This is a genomic window from Streptomyces sp. NPDC051452 (genome assembly GCF_044454765.1).
GTDB lineage: Bacteria > Actinomycetota > Actinomycetes > Streptomycetales > Streptomycetaceae > Streptomyces.
Map to the genome: position 1 here is coordinate 1 of NZ_JBITEB010000028.1, position 21,767 is coordinate 21,767.

Below are 21,767 nucleotides of genomic sequence, written 5' to 3' on the forward strand. Positions count from 1 at the left end.
CGATCCCCGTAACTACCTGGCATTTCTCGGGCTTGCCGCCGCCCTGTGCTGCTACAAACGACTAGTCCGCCTCACCACGTAGGACACGGTCTAAGCACCTAAAGGCTGTCCCTTGTTGCCGGCGAACGCCGGGGCGCCGGGCTGATTAGGTCGGGTTTACGCGGCCTGGAGCAGGTTGTGGAGACGGGCGATGCCGAGCATGGCGGTATGGACGCCGTCGCCCTTGAGGCGGCAGTCGCGGAGGATCTTCCAGGTCTTCATCCGCGCGAAGACGTGCTCGACGCGGGCGCGGACCTGCCTGTGCGAGTGGTTGTGCTCCTTCTTCCAGCCGCACAGCTCGCCGTCGGTCTCGGGAGTGAGGGCTTACCCCTTCACGCTCGCCGCGTAGACGGGCACGTACTCCTGGCCAGAGACCTCGGCTATGGCCTGAATGATCAGGTCAGAGACAGCCCTTCGGGCACGGGCGTCAGCGGCGGATCCCTGGTACAGGGAGAGGTCGACGGGCTTGCCGAAGGTGACCTTGACCTTGGCCGGACGTGGAAGTGCGCGCCCGGGCGGCAGAACGCGGTCGGTACCGCTCATGGCCACCGGCACCACGGGCGCGCTGGACATGAGAGCCAGCCATGCCACGCCCGTTTTTGCCCGGTAGAGCCTGCCGTCCGGGGAGCGTGTGCCCTCGGGGTTGATACAGAAGACACCGCCGTCCTTCACCACCCGAAGACACGCGTCAAGCGAAGCTACCGCCGCCCGTTGGTCGGCCCGGTCGACTGGAACCTGCCCACTGCCCCGCATGAAGGACGAGACGATCCGCGTCGGGCAGGAACTTCCCTCGAAGTACTCCGCCTTCGCCATGAAGGTCACCTGCCGGTCCAGCACCAGCGGCAGGAACGTGGAGTCCGCGATGGACAGGTGGTTGGACGCGAGAATGACGCCGCTCGACTGCGGCACATTCTCCAAGCCCACGGCTTCGAGCCGCGCCGCGGCACGCAGCACCGGGCCGGCCGACCGCTTCAAGTGCTCATACATCAATTCATTCCTCTGTGATCCGTGTCCACGAGAAGCGGAGCCGAGCGCCCCCCGGGTCGCCCGGTCATGAGGCCATCGGCCCGAGATGGGCGTCCAGCGCAGCTTCGATCAGCCGGTCGTGACTGTCGGAATCCTGGCCGCGGAGGGCGAGTTGCCCGCTGCCCCAGGACCACAGTTGGGCGATGCCGTGCAAGTTCGCCCACAAGGCGGCCGCGGTGACGGCCGCCGAAGGCTCCAGCGCCTGTGTCCGGCACCGAGCGACGAGCTCGGTGACATGCTGAAACATCGGGGGCGCACGCAGAATGCATTCGATAGGTACGCGATGTGTTCGCTTGCCGGGCTAGAGTGGGAGGAGGTGCCACATGTCCGGATTGTTCTACGCCGTGGACGCATTGATCACGTCCCGCTCCCCGCTGCCACCGCCGGCGAAGCGCAGGCGGCTGCGCCAGGCTCACGCGCTCCACCCTGGACGAGGTGGCCGCCGCCCTGGGCGTGCGGCGGGCGACCATCGGCGCCTGGGAGTCCGGCAAGACCGAGCCCGGCCGCCGGAGCGGGAGGCATACGCGCGCCTGGTGGAGCAGCTCGCCAAGCTCTACCCCGCCTCCGAGGGCACCGCTGCGCAGGAGAACACGCCGGCGCCTTCCTCGCCCGGCACACGGTCGCGGGCGACGAAACGGACGAGCGCGACGCGGTACACGGCGGCTGCTTCGAACCCCACCTCGGTCCCGAGGGCTACGTCGACTACGACGGAACCCCCCTCTGATTCCGCGCAGCGCGAAGCACGCGGGAACACTGCCGACCTGGCGCAAAGCGAGCACGCGAGACCGACCCGGCCCCCACACAGGCCGTATAAGGAGCGTCATGGACTTCCGCCCCATCCCCCGCGCCCCCGAAGCCTTCCAGCAGCCCGTCACGGCCGAGGACATTGAAGCGATCGCCCTGCGATCCTTCGGCCGCACCGTCCGCGTCACCTCGGCAGTCGAGCTGGGAGGAGGCATGTACAACAACACCTACCGTCTCGCGGCGGATGGCCTCGACGAGCCGGTCATCCTGCGCATCGCCCCCGCTCCGGAACGCCAGTTCGCCAGCGAGCACGAGCTGATGCGCAACGAGTACGCCACCGTCCCCTTCCTCGCTCCCATCGCCGACCTCGTTCCGCGGGTCCTGGCCGCCGACTGGTCGCAGGAGATCACCGGCCGAGACTGGATGGTGCAGAGCCACCTCGGCGGCACGCCCGCCCCCGACCGTCTCGGCGACTACCCCCGCACCCTCTGGTCGGGGTTCTTCGCCCAGCTCGGCACAATCACGAAGAACATCCACGCCGTAATCGGCCCGCGCTTCGGGCCCGTCGCCGGGCCCGGCTACGCCACGTGGAGCGAGGCCGTGCTGGCCTCCCTGTCCGCCATCGCGGACGATGTCAGCCGTGTCGGGCTGGACGCCACAGACGTACGCAAGGTCGCCGACCTCGCCGCCGAACACCACAAGGTCCTGGACGAGATCACCGAGCCCCGGCTTCTCACCGGCGATCTGTGGACGGTCAACACGATGCTCGCGGCCGCGCCCACGCCGGTCATCAGCGGTGTCCTCGACCTGGACCGCACCCTGTGGGGCGATCCTGCTGCCGACTGGACCAATCGCATGGCCAGCGCCAAGACGGATGAGCGCACGGCGTTCTGGGACACCTACGGGCCCCGCGCGGCCACGGCCGCCGACACGTGGCGGGCCTTGGTCTACGAGGCGCGGCATCTGGGGGCGATCCGGCTGGAGCGGCACCGTCTCCACAACCCCTCCGGCGTCGACGACACGTACACCTCCATGGCCGCCGTTGTGGCCCAGCTGATCTGAACGTCGCAGCTGGCCGCCGGGTACCGCCGTCTTCGTCGTCCTCGTACGAGCGGTTCCCGCGGACTTGTCTGCGCGTCGCGCCGCATTCGGCTCGGCCGCAGCGTAAAGGTGAGGGCGTGGATCAGGACTGCGGCATGAGCCTCACCGTCGCGATGGGCAAACTGTTCGGCCACCCTCTGGAAGGGTGGCCGGCGAGCACCCGGTACGTGCACCCGTATCTCGGCATCATCATCCGCAGCGTCGGCCTGGACGGGGCTGGTGGACTCTTCGAGGCAGCCCGCCAGGCCTACCTGCGTGAGCAGGAGTCCGAGCGGATCGGCGGATACCAGTTCGGCTTCCCCGCCTACCTTTCGACCGAGCTGGGCGATGTCGAGCCGACTTTGGCCCTGGCCGCGGCCGGGGAGGCGATCAAGGCTGTACACGAGATCGCCCGCCGCGACTCCGGCGCGGACTTCGGGCAGTACATCGACTGCGCGATCGTGGCCTGCGAACCAGCCTTGCCCGCCACCGTGTAGGGACACGGCGCGCTCGAGCGCCTGTCGCGGCCTCTTCCGTTCAGTCTCGTACGGCAGTGACGGCGACGCGGTGCAGCAGATGCGCGGTGGGCAGGCGCCGACGCGCCTCGCCCTGCAAGCCGGCGAGCGCCGAGCCGGGCTCGCCGTCCCAGCCCAGCGCGGTGCGGTAGATCCCCTGGTAAGCGTCGTCCCAGGCCGGGCTGGCGGCGCAGTGCACGTCGGTGAAACCCGCCGTGTGCAGCACACGGGTCCAGTCAGTGTGCCGGTGGCGTGGTGGCAGGCGCTCGTCGCCAGGGATGTGCGGGTGCCAACCGGTGAGCACCAGGCGGCCGCCGGGCTTGAGGATGCGCCGGGCCTGGCGGGCGGCGGCGACGCGGTCGGGGGCGTACTGCAGGGCGTCCAGCGACAGGGCCCGGTCCACGCATTGGCTGGTCAGGGGGATGCGGGCGAGGTCGGCCACGGCGAAAGCCGCATCGGCCGCGAAAGGCAGAGCCCGGTGGCGGGCCTGGGCGATCGCCACCGGGGAGAAGTCGATGCCGACCAGGGCCGCGTGCGCGCGGCCGGCGAGCCACAGCCCCGGACCGCCCCGGCCGCAACCCAGATCGGCCAGGATCTGCCGCGGGCGCAAGTCGAGCTGGCGGGCGATGTGGTGGAGCAGGTCGGCGCAGAGAAACGAGAACAGGTCGAGGTCCGGCGGAAGGCCCGGGTCGACCAGGCGCGCGATCCGGCTGAACGCGCTCTCCTGTCCCTCAGTGGTGAAGAGGCGGTCGAACTCCGACGCACTGGTGGTCTGGTGGCCCGCGGTGTCGACCGCGCGGGCGCCGGGTGGTGTGCTCACGTCCTGCCCCCCGGGGCGACCGTGACGGTGATCTGGCGCAGGATCTGGTCGGCCTGCTCGTCGACTGTGCGCGGATCGTGGCCGGTGACGATGACGTGGCCGAGGCGACCGCGGTTGGACGTCGCCGGGCCTACGTCCGAGCCCGCGGCCGCGCGTACGCGGGCAGCGGGGACGGTGCGGGTCACCGCTGGCAGGCCGGTGACGGCGACCAGCTGTCCCTCTTGGCGTGTGGTCAGGAACCGTACGGTGGCGTATCCGCCGCCGGGCGCCGGTGCGAGGGTGACCGGCCTGCCGAGGGCGATGTCCCACAGGGTGCGCCACGGGTCGATGCCGAGAGCGTGCTGGATAAGGACGCCGATGTGCCCGGCGCCGAGGCGAGCGCCGATCTCCAGAACGGTGCACCGGCCGTCCGGCCCGAGGACGAGTTCGGTGTGGGTGGCGCCGTTGCGTACGCCGACCGCGGTGATCGCCCGTCCGGCCTGGTCGAGCAGGGCCCGCTCGGCGGCCGCGGGCAGTTGGGCGGGCAGCGTGTGACCGAGTTCGACGCGGTGGATGCCGTCGGTGGTGTGCTTGCAGGTGATACACAGATGGGTGGTGACGTCGTGCTGGGTGACAGACTCGACGCTGAACTCGCGGCCGTGGACGTGTTCTTGGACCAAGACGCGAACATCGCGCGGCATGCCGTACATCACCTTCGCCATACGGGCGGCATGCCAGGCCGGCTCCAGCTCTTCAGGACCGGCGACCACGGTGACGCCGGCCGATCCGGCGCCGTCGGCTGGTTTGACGACGCACGGAAAACCGCCCTTCCCGGCCTCGTGCAGGTCCTGCAGCTCCCGCAGGTCCGCGACGACCGTGGTGGGGGGCATGGTGACGTGGCCGGCCTCGAACGCGGTCGCCATGAGGGCCTTGTTGCGGGCGGCGGCCGCACGGTCGGGATCGTTGCCGGGCAGGCCGAGTGCCGCGCACGAGCGGGCGGCGACCTCGGTGAGGTACTCGTTGACGGTGAGCAGGGCCCGCGCGCCGATCCGGCGCCCGTAGCCGGTGATGTCCGCGACGGTCTGGCCGGGCCGGGTGAAGTCGGTGACGAGGCAGCCCGCGAGGAGCTGGCGCAGTTCCCCGGAGTAGCTGGCGAGGGTGGCAGCGTCGGTGACGGCGTGCACTCGGTGGCCGGAGGCGGCCGCGGTCCGGGCAAGCACCTCGGACTCGGGGCCGGCCGCCTCCAGCAGCAGGACCGGCACGCTCACCGGTAATCCACCGGGCCTCCCGCGCGGTGCGTGTCGAGGGTGAAGCAGTGCGCGCCACCGCCGAAGAGCCTGCGGTGGCGGTGCTGGAGGGGGATCACGGTGAAGCCCGCATTCTCCAAGGTCTTGATCAGACCGGGGCAGTCGGCGTTGACCAGGACCCGCTCCTCGTCCAGGGACAGGACGTTGATGTCGATGTACGGGCTGGTCAGCAGCAGCTCGGCGTCCGTGTAGACGGGGAACTGGCCGGGCTCCGGTTCGGGCGGCACGATGAACTTCCAGCTGCGGAAGGGCGCGGGAAGCATGTCGCGCAGCCCAGCGTGCCGGGCGAGGAACACCCCGGGGCGCAGGGCCAGGAGCATGGAGTCGATGTGGTTGTCGGCCATCCGGTACACGGTGTGCACGCGGAAGCGGTCTTGAAGGTGCCGCGTCAGCCAGTCGACCGCGGCCCGGTGGTTGTCCTGGGCGACGTTGACGAGCAGGTCCTGGCCCAGGCGCAACACCTGCGCGCCGTCGAGCATCATCTCCACGCCCACGTCGTACGGGCTGGGCTGTGGGTCGGTGATCGGCTCGGTCGGTCCGCCCAGGGTGGTGGCTGCGGACTGGGCGTAGCTGAGGTCGAAGGAGCGGTCGGTCAGGGTGGGGCGGGGCATGGTCGTCCAGCGGGCGCCGGTGTCGAAGTAGGAGCGGAAGACATTGCTGAGGAGCCGGGTTTCCAGGTAGCGGGAGCGGATGGCCGGCGGCGTCTCGATGATCTCGTCGCCTAGGACGAGGGTGTTGTCCCGCACGTTCAGGGCCGGGATCGGGGCGGCCTGCCAGCCCAGTCCGGCGATCGGCAGGGCGTCTTCGGGCAGCGGCAGCGGCCGGTGCACGGTGATGCCGAGCGAGGTGAGCGTGGCGGCGAGGTTCTCGACGTCCTCGTGGAGTTCCTCCGTGTACTGCTTGCCGATCTTCCAGGTCTCGGCCTGTTCGCCAGCACGGGCGGCCAGGCGCGGATAGGCCCAGTCGGAGCGGTAGCCGCCGATGGACTCGTGGAAGAACAACTCGAACGTGAGGTCCCGGTCGTGCCCCACGTAGTTCTCCGCGGACCCCACGATGATCTCGCTCAGCGGGGTGAAGTCGTCGTAGCTGTTCAGCATGTGCGTCCTCGATTCGTCGTGTCAGGCGCCGGCCGGGATGCCGTCGGCGGCCGGGAGGGAGATCTGCTGGCTGGTCACGGCACGGCCATGGCGGGCGTGGAATACGACCTGGTCGTTGCCGAGCTGAAGGGTGCGCTGCTCGCTCCAGCCGGCGTAGCGGTACTCGCCGTCGACGACGTGCTCCAGGGCGAAGCTGCGCTCGGCCGCGGTGAGGACCCGATGGCCGGCGCGCTCGGTGAGCCGGATCGGCACTGTGGGGCCGTCCAGCGGGGTGTCCCGGCTGAAGTCGGTGAATCCGGAAGGCAAGTTCACGGTGCGCGGCAGCGCCGGGCCCGGCCGTACGGCCGGGGCGGGCAGCCGGTTGAAGAGAACGTCGGCGCCGGGAAGCGACTCCTGCCACTGGGCGGGAAACAGGGCGGCGAGTTCCCGGGTGAACAGCGCATCGATGACCGCGTGGACGCGCCGTACGGGCCCGGTGTTGCGCACCAGGTGCTCGTGGGAGAAGTCGCCGTACCAGAACTCGCCGGGCTGCCACCGGTGTTCGGTGCCGTCCAGGACGAGGACCGCGTCGGGATGGGTGACGATCGGGATGTGCAGGCGCACCATGCCCCGCTCCAGCGCGTACTTGGGGTCGCAGTGCGGCTGGGAGGCGGCGCCCGGGCCGAGGGCGAGCAGTCGTACGGCGTTCAGCGGGGCCGGGATCTGGTCGAGAATGTTGCGCAGGTACGGCATCTGGCCGAGCCAGTGGGTGGCGGCGTAGGGGTCGGGGCCGGGGCCGCCCGGGTCGGTACGGGTCGGGTCGCCGTCGGGGCTGCGCAGCGGCAGCACACGCCAGTCGGTCGGTGTGTCCGGGCCGATGTGGCCGGCCGCGTAGTGGGTGCGCTGGTGCTGCCACGGATGGCTGGTGACCGCGGCGAGTTCGTGGGCGAGCCGGTCCGCGTCGAAGTCCGGGGTGAGGCGGGCCGTCGGCGCCGGTCGGGCAGGGGTCGTGATGGTCATACGACGAGTGCCTTCCTGGAGTCGGTCCGCCGCGCGGTGGTGGTGAAGCGGTCTTCGAGGGCGTGCCAGATCGTGTCGCGCTCGTCCGGGCCGGCGTGGACGGTGGAGAACGTGAACTGCGCCCCGAGGGAGGGATGGTCGACGATGGGCATCGACACGATCACGCCGCTGCGGGTGGCGCGGTCGTAGCCGATGCCGAGCTCGGCGAGCGCGCGGTGGAAGGTTTCGCCGTCGGGCACGGTCCACTGCGGCGGGATGTGGGATTCGGTGACGGTGCGCTCGGGAGTCTCGTTCGCGTGCACGATGTGGTGCGCGAAGACCTCGTAGATGTGCCACGAGCCGGAGACTTGGGCGTTGACCTCGGTAAACAGCACCTGTCCGTCCGGACGCACGATCGCGTCGGTGCTGATACGGCCGCGATAGCCGACGGCCCGGTAGGTGTCGGCGAGGCGGGCGGACCCGTCGAGCAGCTGCTCGTCGACGGCTGCGGGCAGGTCGCGCAGGGGGACGCTTTCGTGGCTGAGGCGCCGGTCGGTGTAGCGCAGTTCCCCTTGCTCGGTGGGTAGGGTGCCGGTGTCGGTGAGGTGCTGCTCGCAGTAGACCGTGCGGGCGCCCGGGACGAACTCTTCCAGGACGACGGGGAACCGGCCGTCGGCGGAGGCCCACGTCCAGCGCTCGCGCCAGTACGCGGCGGCCGCCGAAGGAAGGTCCGTACGGTCCAGGTGATGGAGGTGGCGGGCGCCCGCGTGGCCGGTGGCCAGGCTGGGGTCGGTGACGAGCAGTTCGTTGCCCACCCCGGCCCCGTTGTGCGCCTGCTTCACGACCACAGCTCCACTGCCCTCCAGCAGGGTGAGGGTGGCGACGGCGGCCTCGCCCGGGTCGCGGACGACGGTGCCGGCCGCCACCGGCACGTTGGCCGCGGCCGCGAGAGTGCGGAAGACGGCCTTGTTGTTGACGAGTTCACCGCCACCCTGGGCGAGGAAGGCGCAGCCGGGCAGTTTCTCGGACAGGCCGAGCGCCGCGGCGAAGCGGGCGACGGACGCCGACGGCCACAGCGCCCAGATCTCCCCCACCGCGCCCGGGCCGCCGCGTGTGGCGAGGTACACGCGGACTTGGTCGAGCACGGCGGGGTGGGTCAGCATCTGCGGGTCGAGCAGCCGACCCTCGTACGCGCCGGTCGGCGCCACGACCAGGTGCAGCCGGTTCGGGTCGGTGCCGGTCAGCGCGGTCGCGTACCGCAGGAAGTGCGGGTCCGGCGGGACGCACAGGACGACCAGGTCGTCGTCGCGGGCGCCCCACAGGGCGCGCTGCGTCCATGCCCGCAGGTCACGGCGGTCGCGGATGGCGGGGTCGATGTGGTTGGCGATGATGATCCTCAACACGTGCTCCAAGCAACGAAGTTGACGGTGCGGGTCAGGGCTGGAAGGTGACGGGAAGCTGGTCGAAGGCCCGCATGGTGGCGGTGTTGCGGCGCCGCGAGACTCCGGCCGCCTGCAGGAGGCCCGGCTGGTCGACGAGGGCGTCGACGAGCGCGACCAGGACGCGCTGGGCGACCCTCGTGCCGAGGCAGGCGTGGGTGCCCCAGCCGTAGCCGAGGTGCCGGTTCGGCGAGCGGTCCAGCACCAGCCGGTCCGGGTGCTCGAAGTAGGCGGGATCGCGGTTGGCGGCCTGGAACAGCACCGTGACTGTTTCGCCGCGGTGCACCGTCGTCCCGCCGAGCAGGACGTCGGAGACGGCGAGGCGGCTGGTGCCCTGGACGGGTCCGTCGTAGCGGATCAGTTCGTCGACGCCCGTGGCCCGCAGCTGCGGGGCCTCGCGCAGGCTGCGCTGGACCTGCAGGTTGCGGACCAGCGTGTCGACGGAGTTGCCGATCGCCGCGGCCAGGGTGCTGTATCCGCCCTGGAACATCACGCGGGCCGTGTGCACGACGTACCGGCCGAGCTCCGGGCCGGAGTCGGCCGTACGGGCGCGGACGTGGCCGAGCAGCCCGGCCGTGCTGCCGGTGGCGGTGAACCAGGAGGCCACCAGATTGCTCAGTTCCTCCCGCGCGCGACGGCCGGGCTCGACCAGGCCGGGGTTGAGGCCGCCGTCCATGCTCCGCATGATCGTGTCGGATACCTCCACCCAGGCGGACAAGGGCGGCGGGCTGACCCCGAGCAGGTCGGCGATGGCGTTCAGGGCGACGGGCTGGGCGAGTTCACGCATCACGTCCCACGCGGGCCGCGAGGCAAGGACCTCCAGCCGGGCGGCGATGTCGCGTCGGGCCCGCTCCTGCAGCGCCGGCAGGTCCTGCGCGTGCAGCGAGGTCATGAAGGCCGACCGCACGGCGGCCTGATGGGGCGGGTCGAGGACCTGCACGCTCAGCGAGGCCTCCGGCACCACACGGTGCAGCCGTCTGGGGTCACGGGCGAAGGACTCGTGGTCACGCAGCACGCGTACGCAGTCGTCGTAGCCGGTGACCAGCCAGCACTCCATGGTGTCGTGCCACACCAGCGGCGCGTGCGCACGAAGGGCCGCAAGCACGGGATACGGGTCGGCGAGGGTGGCTTCGTCCAGCGGGTCGTACCGGACCGGGCAGGTGGGCGTCACGGCCACGGTGGTTCTCCTTCACACGGTAGAGAGCGGACCGGTCCCGGCCGGCGGCGAGAAACCGGCGGCCGGGACCGGAACGGGTTGCGGAGCACGATGCGCATCAGTGGTCGTACGTCATGGCCAACCCCCCTTCCGGTCTGGGGCGGACAGCCGCCGTGTGCTGCGACATCATGAGAATGGGCTCAACTGTTCGAGTTCGTCGACCAGTTGAGGGGGGTCCCGCGGGGGTCCCGCCTTCGCGAAGGTGTCACCGATCCTGTGCGCTGAGTGATTGGATGGAGACGTGGAAGAGACCACCGGTCACCCGTTGGTGGTGGCGCGTCGTGCGGCCGGCAAGACGATGGAAGAACTCGTCTCCGGTATCCATGCCGCCGCCGCTCGGCGGCATCTGCGCTCCGGGATCGACGAAGCACGGGTGCGTAAATGGCAGCGCGGCGTCCGCCCCAGCGATGACTCCCAGGTCTATATCGCTGAAGCACTCGGCTGGCCTGCGGACATCGTCCGCGCTGACGACTGGCCGAACTGGCTGCCGCTCACGGCCAACGGGGTGGTCCCCCTCGGTCCCCACAGCTTTGTGCCCGCCCTGAGAGAGGCCCAGCGAACAGCGATGGAACGCCGAACCTTCCTGACGATCTCCGGCGCTGCCCTGTCCGCCCTGGCCGCGGACTGGGCCGGCGGCCCTGCAGGCGCGCTCGCCCAGGCCCACGACGGCAAACCCATCGGCGAAGACCTCGTCGCGTTCCTGGAAGACTCCACCCGGCACCTGGCCGGCCTGCCCACCGAGCAGCGGCAGCACACCCCCGCTCTCCTGGACGCCCACCTCGCCACGGTGACCGAATTCCTCGAGAACGGCCGCTACTCGCCCGCCCTCGGGCTGCGCCTGCACACCCTGGCGGCCTCCCTCTCCCAGACCGTCGCCTGGCACGCCTTCGATCTGCGCCGCCACACCCACGCTAGCCAGAGCTGGATCGCGGGCCTGCACAACGCCCACGCGGCCGGGGATCGCGACATGGGCGCCGGCCTCTTGGGCGACCTCGCCTACCAGGCCGCCTGGCGCCACGACCACACGACCGCAGCCAGCATCCTCAACTACGCCCTAACCCGCGTTCAGAATCCTGCCGCCCGCTGCCTGCTCCACTTGCGCCTGGCCCGTACTCTCGCCGCACGCGGCGACCGCAATGAACGCGGTGCCGTGCTCCGAGCCCTCACCGCCGCCGAGCACCACCTCAACGACGCCGGCACCGACCGGCCCGCCTGGTGCGCCTGGGTATCCGAAGCCGACCTCGCCGTCGACTCCGGACAAGCCCTCCTCGACCTCGGCGACACCAGCCGCGCCCACCAGCTCATCAGCGAAGGCGAACGCCTGCTGCCGCCCGCCCGGGACAAGACCAAGGGCGTCTTCCTCGCCTACCGCGCCGCGAGCTACCTTGACCTGAAAGAACCCGAACCCGCCGCGGCCGCCGCGACCCAGTCCCTGCTCCTGGCCCGCCGTATCGGAGCGCCCCGCTGCGCCCGTCTCGTCGACGACCTGCTGCCCCGTTTCGAGCCCTACGCCCGCGCGCAAGGTGTACCAGAGCTCCTACAACTCGCCGCCGCCTAGTAGTGCTTCGTTAGGTTCTGGACTGCTGGTTGGCAGGGGGCGGCCGCAGGTGGTGCAGGTGCCGGTCCAGCACCTCAGCAGGTCCTGAAGGACGTCGAGGACCTGGTAGAGGGTCAGGCCGGCATCTGGGCTTTTGGGTCGAGCCGCCGGAGGGTGAGGAAGGCCTGGGCGGCGGTGACGAGGGTGACGTGGTGGTGCCAGCCGAGCCATGTCCGGCCCTCGAAGTGGTCCAGGCCCAGGCCGTGCTTGAGTTCGCGGTAGTCGTGCTCGATCCGCCAGCGCATCTTCGCCCACCGCACCAGATCGGCGATGGCCGTGGTGGCGGGCAGGTTGGTCATCCAGTAGCCGGTCGGCTCTTCAGTTTCTTCGGGCTGTTCGACCAGCAGGGTCCGCAGCGGCAGCACACCGTCCCACCGGCTGCGTCCCCCGGCCTGTTCCTGGGCGGTGCGGCAGGCTTCCTTGCGACGGCCTGACCTGCACAACGGCGAAGCGCGAGGTCATCGTGCCCTTGCTGCCCTGCCGCCAGGTGACCTCCTTGAACACGGCGGCCTCGGCAACGAGGCCCGGCAGCGAGCGGGGCGGATGCCCATGTCGTGCGGGACACTGTCATGCGCAGATCGACAGCGCAGCCTACCGTTCGCCGCCGCCTGGCGAAGGCCGCGCTGCAAATCACTCGACAACGGCGTTTGCCATCGCGTCCCGAAGTGAGGCGACGCGCCGTTCGGCGGTTGGTCCGGACGGCACGGTGTCGCCGGGCTGTGCGGGTGAAGAAACTTCCCGGGCCGCTACTCATTCAAGCGGGCCCCAGGATCTGCGCCCGCTGCGCGACCTGGGTGCGCCGGAGCTGGACGAGGACGATGACGGCGGGGAGCAGTGAGTACCAGGAGCCGGCAGGCCCGGACCCGTGTCCAGTGTTCAGGTATCGTTCCGGCGGCAGAACTTCGCCTCAAGTAGATCGGTGAAGATGCCGATGGGGTCGTCCCAACCGCCGTTGCTCCAGTCGCCGTTGGCGTTGGTGGTGACCATGTGTTCGCCATCGCGAGCGCCGTAGGCGTAGGACCACGATCCGAAGAGCGCACCTCCCATACCCCAGACCGTTTCCCCGCAGGGCAGTTTCACTGAGGAAACGCCGAGGCCGTAGGCGGCGTCGGGAATCCAGTCGCGGGTGGGCACGGTGGTGAACATGTCGCGTTGCTGGTCCGGTGGCAGTATGCGGCCCCCCAGCAAGGCGCGGAAGAACCGGTTGAGGTCCCCGGCGGTGGAGATCATGCCGCCGGCTGCCCAGAATATGGATGAATCAAATTCGGTTGCGTCGTGGACCGGCGCGCCGGGGTCGGTCTGGAACAGCTTGGTGTAGTGCCGGGAGTGCGGCCCGTGGATCGTCGGGTCGCTGCCGTGGGGCAGGTACGTATCAGCCAGGCCGAATGGGCGGGAGATCCGCTCTGTGACCTCCTCGGCGAGCGAGCGGCCGGTGGCCAGTTCGATGATCATTCCTGCGAGGACGTAGTTGGTGTTGGAATACGCAAAGCCCGAACCCGGTGTGCAGGTGGGCGGATGGGACATGGCGATCTGCACCAGTGACTGGGGCAGGTGTGTCTCGTGACGGTTCAGTGCTTTTTGGTCATCGGTGTAGTTGAAGATCCCGCTGGTGTGGTTGAGCAGCATCCTGATGTTCACCCTGGCAGCGTCGCGGTGATGGTCATGGACCACGCCGGGCAGCCATTGTTCCGTGGTGTCATCCAGGCTCAGCCTGCCTTCCGCCGACAGCTGTAGTACGACGGTGGCCACGAACGTCTTGCTGATGCTGCCGATGCGGAACCGATCCTGCTGTGAACGCTTGCGGCCGGTTCGGGTGTCGGCCACTCCTGCGGTCCCGAACCACTGCCGGTCGCCGTCGCAAACCTCAGCAAGAATGCCGGGAAGGCCGCCTTGAGCCACGGCTTGCTGAAGTAAGCGCTGGATCGCCTCATAGCCCTCCGTCCCTGACGCCGGCGCGGATTCAGATACCGCGCCCCCTGCTCTGGCCGGTTCGGCGCCCGGTCGGCTGCTGTCTTTCTGAGTGGTGTCTTGGTGCATGTAGTCCTCCTTGACCGTGTGTGACCCGTAGATGGCCGCCCGGCCCTTCTCCATCACGTGATTCACTGGTCCACCGGCTCTCACCAGGGGCTTAGCGCCCAGCGCAACGTGCGGATCCGTGGCGCACGCCCACCGGAGCCACTGCACATCACGGCAAGGGCAAGGCCGCGGGCGAACTGGCTGCGTCAGCTGATTCCGGTGGTCACTGATCCTGGCTGTTGAGCGTCTGCCGTACGCGGTCCGCCAGCTCGGCCTGATCGATGCCTGCCAAGGCAAGAGCACGTGGCACGGTGCCGATTTGAGCCTGCAGGACCCCAAGCAGCAGATGCGCTGACTGCAGGTCCTTCTTGCGAGCGGAGGCGAAGCTCCGCTCCAGAGCGAGTCTGGCGGACGCACCCATCTTGGGCTGCTGAGAAGCATGGCTCGGCCTGGGGAGATCATAGGCGGCCGGAGACACCCCAACCATGCTCAAGCTGTGCTCGAACTCTCGATCCAGTGCCCCGCGGACAGCAGCGCGATCGAGCCCGACCGAGGCCAGGACCTGCTGAGCGGTCGACCCCTGATCGGCGGCGAGCGACAACAGCAGATGGTGCGCGTCGATCGTCGCCGACCCTTCATCCTGAGCTTCGTTCATCGCCCGCACGATGACCGCATGGAGGTACTTGTCAAACGCGCTCATCGCCGCGCCTCCTCAGCTTGACTCCGGCGGCGATGAGCCGCTTGGCGTGCTTCTTGTGGACGGCTTGGCGGGTGACCCCGAGCGCCTCGGAGACCTGCGGCCAGCTCCAGCCCGCCCGCATGGCCTGCTCGACAGCGGCGTCCTCCAGTTGATCGGCAAGACGCCGCAACGCCACGACAGCCGCCAGGGCGTCAGCGGGCTCATGGGGAAGGGAATTATCGCCGACGGACATGCAAGCAACTGTAGTTGACTAACGACGATAGTCAACCTGAGTTGCTAATGGCTGGGACGGGGTTCACCGATCCCTTCGGAGGCTCGTAACTGGCCACCCTGTCGGCAAACGAAGGCACCCTCAAGTGATCAACGCACCGTGTGGGGCTCGGAAAGTCGTCGCTGCAGGTCAGGCCGCGTATCGGTACTCATTGATGACACCGCCCAGGATGCGGGCGCGTAGGAGCCTGCGGTGTTCGAGCTCGTGCACGGTGATGGGCTGCTGGTCGGCGCCCGGAGGTCGTTGGTTGCGGGCCGGGTGGGGGCGGTGGTCGTTGTAGTGCCGCTCGTAGGCGGTCAAGACGTGCCGGGCGTGGGCCTCGTTCGGGATAAGGACGTGTTCGAGGGCTTCGTGCCGGGTGCTGCCGATCACCCGCTCGCAGTGGGCGTTCAGCCGAGGTGTTCGCGGCGCACTCTGGAGGATCTCGCTCTCCTCGGCCTTGAAGACGGCGTCGAAGGACTGGCCGTACCTGCCGTCGCGGTCACGCAGCAGGAAGTGCAGGGACTCCACGCGCGTGCCAAGGTCTGCGGCAGGTTCCGCGCTTGCTGCACCGTCCACTCACGGGTTGGGCTTGAGGTGACGCCGGCGATGTACAGGCGTCGGGCGCCGTGTTCGAGGAACGCCAGCGCGTAGAGTCGGCGTCCGAGGGCAGTGCCGAGGCGGAAGAAGTCGACGGCCATGATGCCCTGAGCCTGGTTGGTGACGAACTCTCGCCAGGTTGGCCCGGTACGACGCGGGGCTGGATCGATGCCCGCTGCGTGGAGGATCTCCCATACCGTGGGGGCTGCGATGCGGTGCCCGAGTCGGGCCAGTTCGCCCCGGATCCGCCTGTGTCCCCACACCGCGTTCTCTCGAGCGAGCTGCAGGATCAGCTTTTTGAGCGCTGCCCTGGTGGACGGGCGTCCGGTGCGGCCGCGTCGGACGCTGTAGTCCCACTTTGCGGCGATGAACCTGCGGTGCCAGCCCAGCAGGGGTACCGGGACCGCGAAGACCTCGCGCCAGCGGCGCCGGGGTATCAGGCTGGAGAGTGCGGCCAGCCAGAACCGGTCGGCGGGCTCGTAGCGGACCGGCTGGCGATCTGACGCCGTAGCACCGCATTCTCGTGGCGGAGGACAAGCAACTCGGCGTCCTTCGAGGTGTCGCGGCGAAGCAGCACTGCGGGGACGGACAGCAGCCTGCGGGCTACCTTGTACAGCATCGAGAGGATCACGGCGGACACGGTCCCAACCGGGACCGCTCTACCGTCCTAACCTGCGGCGATGACTTTACGCGCCCCACAAGTCCGCCGGAAGCATGGTCTCCTCTATGTCCGGCGTTCGGTGCGGGATCAGCATCACCGCTTGTTCGGCCACCTGCCCCGGTGTCGGCGACGGAACGACAGCGGCGCGCTCGTCGGCGAGCTGTCGCTCATCCGCTCAAGGACCCGCTCGGCGACGGCGAGTTCGTCCCGCTCGGCCTGTACCTCCGCCAGCTGCTGGGCCAGCTGTTCCTCGAGTTCGGCCAGCTCCACGCGCCGCGCGGTGATCCGTTCCAGCAGCTCGGGATCCATGCACGGGATCGCAGAAGGCCGCCCGGCCCGGCGCGCGGGAATCATCGAACCGTCCGGCTCCGTCAGACTATCTACCTCGCAGACTCCCGCCCACGACCAGCACGAGCACCCCGGGAGCCGGTCACACCAGCTCTTTGGCCTGCGGTTTCAAGTTGGCGGAGGCTCAAGGGGCCGCATCTACAACCTCGAAGGGCAACTGATCGTGTCCGTGGTGCAGGAGGGGCTGTTCCGCAAGCTGGGCTGACCTTCGCGTACATGACGACGACAGGCCGTCGCCCGGCACTAAAGGCGTGGCTGCACCAGCAGCATCCGCACGACGTCCGCCAGTGGATCACGTTGCCGGTGACCGGCGGGTCGTAGGCATACCAGTGCTGCGCGCTCCTCGCCCGTCGTGTTGGGCTTGGCCTGTGCCGCCGCCGCTGGTGAGATACGTGAGCGCCTTGGTCGACGTCGCCTCCACGCAGCGGGGCCGAAGCGAGTCCGCCAAGGACTTCGGCGCCCCCGTCCGGTAATTCGTCCCTGAGGCGTGCAACCGCGGACCGATCGTGGCCGACGGCCAGGGAGAACTGCTCCCGCGGCGCGATGCAGGTCATTCCGCCGACCTTCGCGAAGCACCACCAGGCCGGTACGGCGACGACGCCGTATGACGTGGTCGCCGATATGTGCGCCGCGATCAACTATGTGCGTAGCCGTTACCGCGTCAACAATTCGGGCTAGGCTGCTGACGCGGGCCGGTTGGGGCTGCAGCGGGCTTCTTATTGGCCGAGGGCCTTTCCCTGCGTATGGCTGATGGCATAGTTCGCGATTCAGCCATCTTTAGTGGGCCTGCCCCTCACACCCATCGTGCGCGTGCGACGTGCGGCTGTCGAATCGCCGCTCTGTCGGGATGCCGAGGACGGACGAGCCGAAATAGGATGGCCGTAGCGACAGTGCACGGAAACACGTGCCCATGCCCACGGCAGTGGGCCCATGGAGGTGCACGATGAGCCACGCAACCGACATCGGCGCCGACCGGCTGCTGGGCATGTCGCGGCCCGAGCTCGACCGGTTGTTCCGTGTCTCCCCGCCCGGGGAGATTCCCCAGGGAAAGGGCCTGGGGACGGTACTCCTGGGACTCAGCCCGAAGACGAACGCCGTGGCAGCCGTGCTGGCGCGCCGTCTCACGTGGCAGGGTAAGGTCTTCGAGCCCGATGGCCGTGAACTGCGCAATCTCGTCACACCGTTCGGGATCCGGGCGGTGCGGGCGCGAGTCTACCGGGACTCGAGCTGGTCGGACGATGGCGCGTGCATCGTCCTCGACTACACGCACACCTCATTCGTGGCCCACTGGATCCGCGACGAGATCCGCAGCGTCGGGCAGGGAGTGTACCTGGGCAACGTCTACTGGGGGCGGCGCAAAGTCCTGGATTTCATCCTGACGTTCGGAGATGAGCCGACCTGAAGGCCCAGGCAGTGGCGGAGGTGCTTGAAGATGCCGTACCAGACGGCGGTCACCGTCCAGGCCGCCCTGCCGCCGGATCGAGTCGCCGAGGTGCGGGAACTGCTGCACGAGGCCGGCCGGAAGGGCACGGCCGGGGAGTTGTTCCCCTTCGCCGAAGTACCGGACATTCACTTCGCACGTGTCGTCCTCGTTCCCGAGGGACCCGGCGGCCCCACAGCGGGCATGCCGCCCAGCGTCGTGTACATGGGTGAGGTGGACGGGCCCGTGGAAGCGCACCTCACCGATCTCGTCCGCGAGGCGAGCGACGGCCTGGACCGGGTGTTCGGGCACTGCGCCGGATATCCGGCAGGCGGCTCCTCGGATGCGGCGCGGATCGGCTGGCTGCGTTCCCACTTGGTGCCGTGCGCCGCCTATTACGTCAACACCGTCGGGAGGGGACGGCAGCAGATCGAGCAGGAGGCCGTGCTGCGCGAGGTGATCGAGGAATTCCTCGACCGGAATGGACCGGCTCTGGCCGGCAGGACCCCGGTGGAGATCAGGGCCGCCATCCAGGAATACGTCGGCGGTCGCGATGACCTGGCCTGGGCTCGCACTGGGCCCGCGCCACCCCCGCTCGGATGGCGGATCCGCAGGGCCACCCACCTGGTCGTGGTTCCGCTGGCCGGCCTGGTGCTGCTGCCGCTTCTCATGATCGCCCTGCCGGTCTGGGCCGTCCTGCTCAGGCTGCACGAACGCCGCGATGTGCCCGAACATGCCCGTCCGAGCCACGACCACATACGTGAACTTGCGGGCTACGAGGATTTCGTGGCGCAGAACCCGTTCACCGCCGTCGGCTCCATCAAGACCGGTCCGTTCCGTCGGATCACCCTCACTGCCGTCCTGTTCGTCGTGGACTACGGCGTCCGCCACGTCTTCAACCGGGGCAACCTCGCCGGGGTCAAGACGATCCACTTCGCGCGTTGGCTGTTCGTCGACGGGAAGCGACGGGTGATCTTCGCGAGCAACTATGACGGCAGCCTGGAAAGCTACATGGACGACTTCATCGACAAGGTGGCCTGGGGGCTCAACGCCGTCTTCAGCAACGGCCTCGGCTATCCCCGGGCGCGCTGGCTCGTGCTGGACGGTGCCAGGGACGAGCAGGCCTTCAAGAACTACCTGCGGTGCCACCAGGTGCCTACGCAGGTCTGGTACTCCGCGTACGACACGTCGACCACACACGACCTCGAGATCGCCGCCCGCATCCGGGCAGGCCTCTTCGGGCACCTCGGTCCCGCCGAGACGGAGGCCTGGCTCGCCCTGTTCTGAAGAGCTGCGAAGGAAGGGGTGACACCATGACGATGCCGCTGGAACTCGGCGACATCCAGGGCTTGGTCACCCGTGGCTACCGCACCCTGACGTCGGCCTGCTTCCTGGTGCTCGCCGCCGGGCAGGCCGCCACCGCCCGTGCCGCGCTGGGGCGCCTGGCGCCCCGCGTGACGAACGGCCTCGCCGAACCCTCGGACACCGCGGTCAACGTGGCCCTCACCTCGGACGGCCTGCGCCGCCTGGGATTGGAAACACCCGAACTGGACGGATTTCCGTACGAGTTCGTCGTAGGCATGACCGACCCCGATCGCAGTCGCTTCCTCGGGGACGTCGAGGAGAACGCCCCCCGGTCCTGGCAGTGGGGTGGCCCGGCCTGTCCGCCCGTGCACGTCCTGGTGATGCTCTACGCGCGCGACGGGCGGCGGCTGGAGATGCTGGAGGCCGAGACGCGGCGAGATGTCCTGGCCCCCGGCGCGTTCACCGAGACCGTACGGCTCGGCACCGTCGAGCTGATCGGCCGTGAGCCCTTCGGCTTCCGCGACGGCATTTCCCAGCCCCTCGTCGAGGGGCTGCCCAAGGCAACGACGGGCCGCGACAGGGACACGGACGGTGAGCAAGTGGTCAGGGCCGGGGAGTTCGTCCTCGGCTATCCCAACGAGTACGGGCTGCTGACCGAGCGCCCGCTGCTACCGCTCGCCTACGACCCCCTCGGCGTCCTGCCCCGCGCGCCCGAGGGCGGTGCGGACTTCGGACGCAATGGCAGCTACCTGGTGTTCCGGCAGCTCCGCCAGAACGTCGAGGCCTTCCGGGACTACCTCGACGCGGAGACACGGCGCCCCGACGGCAGCAGCGACCCCGCCGCACAGGAGGCGCTCGCCGCGCGCATGCTGGGACGCTGGCCCGGCGGCGCTCCTCTGGTCCGGTCGCCCGAGCACGACGACCCCGCCCTGGCGACGGACAACAGCTTCGGCTACCACGCGACGGATCCGGAGGGTCTAAGTTGTCCGCTCGGGGCCCACATCCGCCGGGCCAACCCTCGTGACTCCCTCGATCCCCGCCCCGGCTCCGCCGATTCGGTCGCCGTCGGGCGCCGCCACCGGCTGCTGCGCCGCGGCCGGCCCTACGGTCCTGAAGGCACGGGGGGCGGCCTGGACGCACGCGGGCTGCATTTTCTCGGGCTGAACGCCAACATCTCCCGCCAGTTCGAGTTCATCCAGCACACCTGGCTCGACAACCCGAACTTCAATGGGCTCCACGATGGCCCCGACCCGATCGTCGCGGGGCGCCGGGAGCGCCGTTCGACGTTCACCGAGCAGGGCAGGCCCTTGCGTACCCGCCGCGTCGGTCTTCCCCAGTTCGTCACCGTTCAGGGCGGCGCCTACTTCTTCCTCCCGGGCCTGAAGGCGCTGCACTACCTCTGCACGGCCGTACCGGAAGGTGAGCGACAGTGAGTGCCGGGCAGCGACTCAGCGACGCGGTCCTGGGAGGCGTCCGGCTGGAGCGGCGCATCGACCCCTACGTGCGACCGTTGTTCGACCGGACCCTACTGCGTCCCGTCCGGGCCGCCGTGCAGTGGTGCATCAACGTACGCCGCCGCGACGAGCACCTGGGGCTCGCCGAAGAGCGTGCCGTGCCGGACGAGGCCGCAATCGCCGAGGCCATCGCACGCCAGATGGCCCGCTTCGTCCGGCGCCAGTACCGGTCAGGGGAGGCCCAACGAGCCGGCAACACCAAGACCTACGGGGTCGTCCACGCGGACTTCACCGTCCGGGACGGCCTGCCCGCACGGCTGCGGCACGGCGTGTTCCGAACCCCCGCCACCTACCGCGCCTGGGTCCGCTTCGCGGGTCCCGGCCCCCTCGCACCGCCCGACATCAAGGACAACGGGATCCTCAGCATCGGCGTCAAACTCCTCGGCGTCGGCGGCGCGAAGCTGCTAGACGACGAGCGGTGGACCCAGGACTTCACCGGCATCAGCGCGCCGACCTTCACCACGCCCGATGTCGTCGAGAACCTCAGGCTCCAACAGCACGTTTTCGCCGGTACTCCGGTCCTTTACTTCCTCGACCCTCGTCATCCGCACCTCTGCGACATGATCATGCAGGGGCTGTACGCGAAGACCCAGTCCAGCCCGCTGGAGGCCCGCTACTGGAGCTGCGCACCGTACCTCCTCGGGGCGGGCCAGGCCATGCAGTACTCCTTCGTGCCCCGCGCCGGGACCCGCAGCCGGGTTCCCTGGCACCCGCCCGACGACTACCTGCAGCAGGCCCTCGCCGCCACACTGCGGGAACGCGACGTCTACTTCGACTTTCTCGTCCAGGTGCAGTCCGACGCTCATCGAATGCCGGTCGAGAACGCTTCCGTGGTGTGGCCCGAACGCCTCTCGCCGTTCGTGCCGGTGGCAACCCTGCGCCTGCTCCGGCAGGAATGCGATCCGGCGGACCAGTTCACCCGTGCCGACCGGCTGTCCTTCAATCCTTGGCACGCCGTGCCCGAGCACCGCCCGCTGGGCAACCAGAACCGTGCCCGCCGCACGATCTATCTGCAGCTCGCGCGGCTCAGACAGGACATGAACGGCACGCCACACCGGGAGCCCGGAGAGGAGGGATGACGGACGGCGGCCGCCCCGCGGCCCCGACGCGCACACC

20 protein-coding genes and 3 pseudogenes are annotated in these 21,767 nt (G+C 69.4%); 8 read left to right on the forward strand and 15 right to left on the reverse strand.

Features of this window, described 5'->3' with window-relative positions; translation table 11 throughout:
* Nucleotides 1-156 precede the first annotated feature (156 nt).
* The 3 genes and pseudogenes from ACIBA9_RS37060 to ACIBA9_RS37070 all read right to left on the reverse strand — a co-directional run.
* Nucleotides 157-339, reverse strand: a pseudogene (locus ACIBA9_RS37060) (transposase); the annotation flags it as partial.
* A 24-nt stretch (nt 340-363) separates the two neighbouring features.
* A complete protein-coding gene (locus tag ACIBA9_RS37065; protein WP_399370018.1) occupies nt 364-1,026 on the reverse strand; it encodes a lysophospholipid acyltransferase family protein in 663 nt (220 codons plus the stop codon).
* Between the two features lie 64 nt (nt 1,027-1,090).
* Nucleotides 1,091-1,312, reverse strand: coding sequence for a hypothetical protein (locus ACIBA9_RS37070; RefSeq protein WP_399370019.1), 222 nt, complete (start codon nt 1,310-1,312; stop codon nt 1,091-1,093).
* Between the two features lie 76 nt (nt 1,313-1,388).
* Here ACIBA9_RS37070 and ACIBA9_RS37075 point away from each other — a divergent pair.
* The 3 genes and pseudogenes from ACIBA9_RS37075 to ACIBA9_RS37085 all read left to right on the forward strand — a co-directional run.
* Nucleotides 1,389-1,628, forward strand: a pseudogene (locus ACIBA9_RS37075) (helix-turn-helix transcriptional regulator); the annotation flags it as partial.
* A gap of 259 nt (nt 1,629-1,887) precedes the next feature.
* Nucleotides 1,888-2,871 (forward strand): phosphotransferase family protein, encoded by a 984-nt coding sequence (locus tag ACIBA9_RS37080; RefSeq protein ID WP_399370020.1) that lies wholly within the window; start codon nt 1,888-1,890, stop codon nt 2,869-2,871.
* 134 nt (nt 2,872-3,005) lie between these two features.
* Nucleotides 3,006-3,386: a hypothetical protein gene (locus ACIBA9_RS37085; RefSeq protein WP_399370022.1), complete on the forward strand. Its 381-nt coding sequence runs from the start codon at nt 3,006-3,008 to the stop codon at nt 3,384-3,386.
* 40 nt (nt 3,387-3,426) lie between these two features.
* On the opposite strand, the gene ACIBA9_RS37090 is transcribed toward ACIBA9_RS37085, so the two are convergent.
* Genes ACIBA9_RS37090 through ACIBA9_RS37115 form a run of 6 tightly spaced genes read right to left on the reverse strand, consistent with a single transcriptional unit; the run spans nt 3,427 to nt 10,201 of the window.
* Nucleotides 3,427-4,224 carry a class I SAM-dependent methyltransferase gene (locus ACIBA9_RS37090; protein ID WP_399370024.1) on the reverse strand — a complete coding sequence of 266 codons (798 nt, stop codon included), beginning with the start codon at nt 4,222-4,224 and terminating at the stop codon, nt 3,427-3,429.
* A complete protein-coding gene (locus ACIBA9_RS37095; RefSeq protein WP_399370025.1) occupies nt 4,221-5,471 on the reverse strand; it encodes an ATP-grasp domain-containing protein in 1,251 nt (416 codons plus the stop codon). The genes ACIBA9_RS37090 and ACIBA9_RS37095 overlap by 4 nt, the downstream gene beginning before the upstream one ends.
* Nucleotides 5,468-6,607, reverse strand: coding sequence for a glycine amidinotransferase (locus ACIBA9_RS37100; RefSeq protein WP_399370026.1), 1,140 nt, complete (start codon nt 6,605-6,607; stop codon nt 5,468-5,470). The genes ACIBA9_RS37095 and ACIBA9_RS37100 overlap by 4 nt, the downstream gene beginning before the upstream one ends.
* A 21-nt stretch (nt 6,608-6,628) precedes the next feature.
* Complete coding sequence (locus tag ACIBA9_RS37105; protein WP_399370027.1) at nt 6,629-7,606, reverse strand: aspartyl/asparaginyl beta-hydroxylase domain-containing protein; 978 nt, start codon at nt 7,604-7,606, stop codon at nt 6,629-6,631.
* Entirely contained in the window at nt 7,603-8,985 is a 1,383-nt protein-coding gene (locus tag ACIBA9_RS37110) for a hypothetical protein (RefSeq protein ID WP_399370029.1), read from the reverse strand. The genes ACIBA9_RS37105 and ACIBA9_RS37110 overlap by 4 nt, the downstream gene beginning before the upstream one ends.
* 34 nt (nt 8,986-9,019) lie before the next feature.
* The gene (locus tag ACIBA9_RS37115) at nt 9,020-10,201 is read right to left on the reverse strand and encodes a cytochrome P450 (RefSeq protein WP_399370031.1); all 1,182 of its coding nucleotides are present in this window, start codon (nt 10,199-10,201) and stop codon (nt 9,020-9,022) included.
* Between the two features lie 280 nt (nt 10,202-10,481).
* Between ACIBA9_RS37115 and ACIBA9_RS37120 the strand changes: the two genes are divergently transcribed.
* Entirely contained in the window at nt 10,482-11,798 is a 1,317-nt protein-coding gene (locus tag ACIBA9_RS37120; protein WP_399370033.1) for an XRE family transcriptional regulator, read from the forward strand.
* A 113-nt stretch (nt 11,799-11,911) separates the two neighbouring features.
* Here the strand turns inward: ACIBA9_RS37120 and ACIBA9_RS37125 are convergent.
* From ACIBA9_RS37125 to ACIBA9_RS37150, 6 genes and pseudogenes are all read right to left on the reverse strand, one after another.
* Nucleotides 11,912-12,374: pseudogene (locus tag ACIBA9_RS37125) on the reverse strand (IS701 family transposase); the annotation flags it as partial.
* Between the two features lie 339 nt (nt 12,375-12,713).
* On the reverse strand, nt 12,714-13,874 hold the full coding sequence (locus ACIBA9_RS37130) for a serine hydrolase domain-containing protein (RefSeq protein ID WP_399370035.1): 1,161 nt from the start codon (nt 13,872-13,874) through the stop codon (nt 12,714-12,716).
* A gap of 202 nt (nt 13,875-14,076) precedes the next feature.
* A complete protein-coding gene (locus ACIBA9_RS37135; protein ID WP_399370037.1) occupies nt 14,077-14,553 on the reverse strand; it encodes a Clp protease N-terminal domain-containing protein in 477 nt (158 codons plus the stop codon).
* Complete coding sequence (locus ACIBA9_RS37140) at nt 14,540-14,785, reverse strand: hypothetical protein (protein WP_399370039.1); 246 nt, start codon at nt 14,783-14,785, stop codon at nt 14,540-14,542. The genes ACIBA9_RS37135 and ACIBA9_RS37140 overlap by 14 nt, the downstream gene beginning before the upstream one ends.
* Before the next feature lie 168 nt (nt 14,786-14,953).
* A complete protein-coding gene (locus tag ACIBA9_RS37145) occupies nt 14,954-15,334 on the reverse strand; it encodes an integrase core domain-containing protein (protein WP_399370041.1) in 381 nt (126 codons plus the stop codon).
* An 823-nt stretch (nt 15,335-16,157) separates the two neighbouring features.
* A complete protein-coding gene (locus tag ACIBA9_RS37150) occupies nt 16,158-16,373 on the reverse strand; it encodes a hypothetical protein (RefSeq protein WP_399370043.1) in 216 nt (71 codons plus the stop codon).
* A 982-nt stretch (nt 16,374-17,355) separates the two neighbouring features.
* Between ACIBA9_RS37150 and ACIBA9_RS37155 the strand changes: the two genes are divergently transcribed.
* Genes ACIBA9_RS37155 through ACIBA9_RS37170 form a run of 4 tightly spaced genes read left to right on the forward strand, consistent with a single transcriptional unit; the run spans nt 17,356 to nt 21,730 of the window.
* Complete coding sequence (locus ACIBA9_RS37155) at nt 17,356-17,814, forward strand: hypothetical protein (protein WP_399370045.1); 459 nt, start codon at nt 17,356-17,358, stop codon at nt 17,812-17,814.
* Nucleotides 17,815-17,844: 30 nt separating this feature from the next.
* Nucleotides 17,845-19,119: a hypothetical protein gene (locus tag ACIBA9_RS37160; protein ID WP_399370047.1), complete on the forward strand. Its 1,275-nt coding sequence runs from the start codon at nt 17,845-17,847 to the stop codon at nt 19,117-19,119.
* Nucleotides 19,120-19,145: 26 nt separating this feature from the next.
* Nucleotides 19,146-20,570: a Dyp-type peroxidase gene (locus ACIBA9_RS37165; RefSeq protein ID WP_399370049.1), complete on the forward strand. Its 1,425-nt coding sequence runs from the start codon at nt 19,146-19,148 to the stop codon at nt 20,568-20,570.
* Entirely contained in the window at nt 20,567-21,730 is a 1,164-nt protein-coding gene (locus ACIBA9_RS37170; RefSeq protein ID WP_399370051.1) for a hypothetical protein, read from the forward strand. Before ACIBA9_RS37165 ends, ACIBA9_RS37170 begins: the two co-directional genes overlap by 4 nt.
* Nucleotides 21,731-21,767: the final 37 nt, after the last annotated feature.

What these genes read in the sequence shown, in the direction of transcription:
- ACIBA9_RS37160 (WP_399370047.1), top strand. Translation starts at nt 17,845, where the DNA reads ATGCCGTACCAGACGGCGGTCACCGTCCAGGCCGCCCTGCCGCCGGAT.
- ACIBA9_RS37065 (WP_399370018.1), bottom strand. Translation starts at nt 1,026, where the DNA reads ATGTATGAGCACTTGAAGCGGTCGGCCGGCCCGGTGCTGCGTGCCGCG.
- ACIBA9_RS37135 (WP_399370037.1), bottom strand. Translation starts at nt 14,553, where the DNA reads ATGAGCGCGTTTGACAAGTACCTCCATGCGGTCATCGTGCGGGCGATG.
- ACIBA9_RS37085 (WP_399370022.1), top strand. Translation starts at nt 3,006, where the DNA reads ATGAGCCTCACCGTCGCGATGGGCAAACTGTTCGGCCACCCTCTGGAA.
- ACIBA9_RS37130 (WP_399370035.1), bottom strand. Translation starts at nt 13,874, where the DNA reads ATGCACCAAGACACCACTCAGAAAGACAGCAGCCGACCGGGCGCCGAA.
- ACIBA9_RS37150 (WP_399370043.1), bottom strand. Translation starts at nt 16,373, where the DNA reads ATGGATCCCGAGCTGCTGGAACGGATCACCGCGCGGCGCGTGGAGCTG.
- ACIBA9_RS37100 (WP_399370026.1), bottom strand. Translation starts at nt 6,607, where the DNA reads ATGCTGAACAGCTACGACGACTTCACCCCGCTGAGCGAGATCATCGTG.
- ACIBA9_RS37140 (WP_399370039.1), bottom strand. Translation starts at nt 14,785, where the DNA reads ATGTCCGTCGGCGATAATTCCCTTCCCCATGAGCCCGCTGACGCCCTG.
- ACIBA9_RS37070 (WP_399370019.1), bottom strand. Translation starts at nt 1,312, where the DNA reads ATGTTTCAGCATGTCACCGAGCTCGTCGCTCGGTGCCGGACACAGGCG.
- ACIBA9_RS37155 (WP_399370045.1), top strand. Translation starts at nt 17,356, where the DNA reads ATGAGCCACGCAACCGACATCGGCGCCGACCGGCTGCTGGGCATGTCG.
- ACIBA9_RS37105 (WP_399370027.1), bottom strand. Translation starts at nt 7,606, where the DNA reads ATGACCATCACGACCCCTGCCCGACCGGCGCCGACGGCCCGCCTCACC.
- ACIBA9_RS37080 (WP_399370020.1), top strand. Translation starts at nt 1,888, where the DNA reads ATGGACTTCCGCCCCATCCCCCGCGCCCCCGAAGCCTTCCAGCAGCCC.
- ACIBA9_RS37165 (WP_399370049.1), top strand. Translation starts at nt 19,146, where the DNA reads ATGACGATGCCGCTGGAACTCGGCGACATCCAGGGCTTGGTCACCCGT.